Genomic DNA, 1,881 nt, shown 5'->3' with positions numbered 1-1,881 from the left:
AGTCTCCGGGGTGTGCGGGGAGAACTGTACCTACACACAGAAGAACCGGAACACCGTTGCCTTTGAACAGGGGAACGTGACGGTGACCTACGAGGCCGCAATACGGGAGAACAACCTCCAGATCCTCTTTACCGAGCCCTCAAACCTCACTGTCACCCTCCCGGCGGGTCTGGACGTCAAAAACCCCCTCCTCGGACGGGTGAGCGAGGGAGGAAACGTCTCGACAGAGAACAACGCGACTGCGATCGCCTTTGACCGTGTGCGCTATGCCGAAGTTCACTTCTACGAACCTGCCAGAGAGCGTCTCCTCTATATCTTCGGGAGTGTCTGGCTTACCGTGGCCGTAGTGCTCCTCTTCCCCTTCCTGCTGATGCGAAGACGGCAGGAGTGAGGAAAACTTTTTTTTCGGCGCAAAAAGGTGCTCGTGCCGGTCCCATGGGTGAGATGTCGGGCCGCTGTCGGCACATCGACAATGTGTCTCCCCTCCCGCCACAAAACGCTTACCTGAAAAAACACCCTGTTCTGTGTGCCCCGTATGGCCAGAAAGTACCTTTGCAACCCTCAACCAAACAGAAGAGACCGGGAATTTCACTACCGAGATTTTCCCTGACAAATGGGGTAATATGCAGAGATAATACATTCAAAATACATAGATCGACTTTTTTTAAAATCGATATCTATATAATCAAATAGTCTCAGATAGATAAAACCCTGAAATAACAACGACCAGATAGCACTCAGATACACCCCTCATGAAAGAGACCAGCACCACCCCCAGGGACAGACGATCGTTTCTTCATTACGTGGTGCTCTTTGTTTTTCTGGTCATCAGCGTCACCATCGGTTTTCTCTCGACCATATCGTACCTCGATACAAGGGGCGAGATCGTCGAGGCGTACGAGGAGGTGATGGATCACACCGACGAGATGATCCGCGAGGCCGTTGCGCTGGTCAATAGAGAGGAGGCATCCAGGGGACAAGACTACAGCACGGAGATCGTTGCCGCCCTCGACACGTACGTCAGAGAGTACACTCCCCCTCCAGACAATGTGTCCCTGCCTGATATCCGGCCTCTGGAAGAGCACCTGCAGCGCCTCTTCGGGAAAAACACCGTGACATCGGTGCACATCACCAGAACCCCCGAGGTCGCCGACGTGGTCAGGTACAGCCGTTTACAGCCCACACGGGAGGTCAGGACAGGCCCCAACGGGTCGGTCATCACCCGCGTCTACGACCTGACGCCGGATGGCGCCTATCTCCTGGAAGCGGCCGTCGTCATCCCGGAAGGAAGCGTCATACCAGCGATATACCAGCACGACATTGTCCAGAAAGCGCGTGAGGTCAACCCGTTCATTGAATCGGTCAGGGTCTACAACACTGCCGGAAAGTCGGTCATCGACCTCACCAACCCGATGAACACGACAGCGAGCACGCTCAGGCCTGACATCCTCGAACAGATCATAATGATGCGGGCAGACGTTGCAGTCGTAGACGATCAGACCCACAGGACGACCAGGTATCTCTTCGTCGACCCCGACGGAGGAACAGACGAGAATACAAGGATCGTCGAGGTCACCTACAACCTGAAGGAGAGGGTCGACCACATCAAAACTGTCGGACTGATCAATATCATCACAGGGATGCTCGGCATCCTCTTCGGGACCCTGGTCACCCTCGCCTCGTCCTGGTACATCGCCCGCCCTGTGGACGCCATCGTGGAGGACGTTGGTATCATCGCACATGGCAACCTTGACCACCGGATCAGGGCGACGAAGGGACTCGAATTCGCTCGCCTTGAGGATAGCATCAACATAATGGTCAGGCGCCTCAAGGAGACAATCACAAAATTGAGAGAGTCTGAGGAGCAGGTCAGGGAGTACA

General features: G+C 54.9%; 2 protein-coding genes. Both read left to right on the top strand.

What is annotated here, in order from left to right; all coding sequences use genetic code 11:
* Positions 1-391, top strand: a 391-nt coding sequence (locus Q0520_RS03290; RefSeq protein ID WP_298666556.1) for a DUF5803 family protein, incomplete at its 5' end; no start/stop codon positions are given.
* A 361-nt stretch (positions 392-752) separates the two neighbouring features.
* Positions 753-1,881, top strand: a 1,129-nt coding sequence (locus Q0520_RS03285; RefSeq protein ID WP_298666554.1) for a methyl-accepting chemotaxis protein, incomplete at its 3' end; no start/stop codon positions are given.

Origin of the sequence: uncultured Methanofollis sp., from assembly GCF_937919355.1 — an archaeon.
Lineage (GTDB): Archaea > Halobacteriota > Methanomicrobia > Methanomicrobiales > Methanofollaceae > Methanofollis.
Note: the sequence above shows the minus strand (reverse complement) of the source record. Positions and strands in the feature narration are given on the sequence as shown.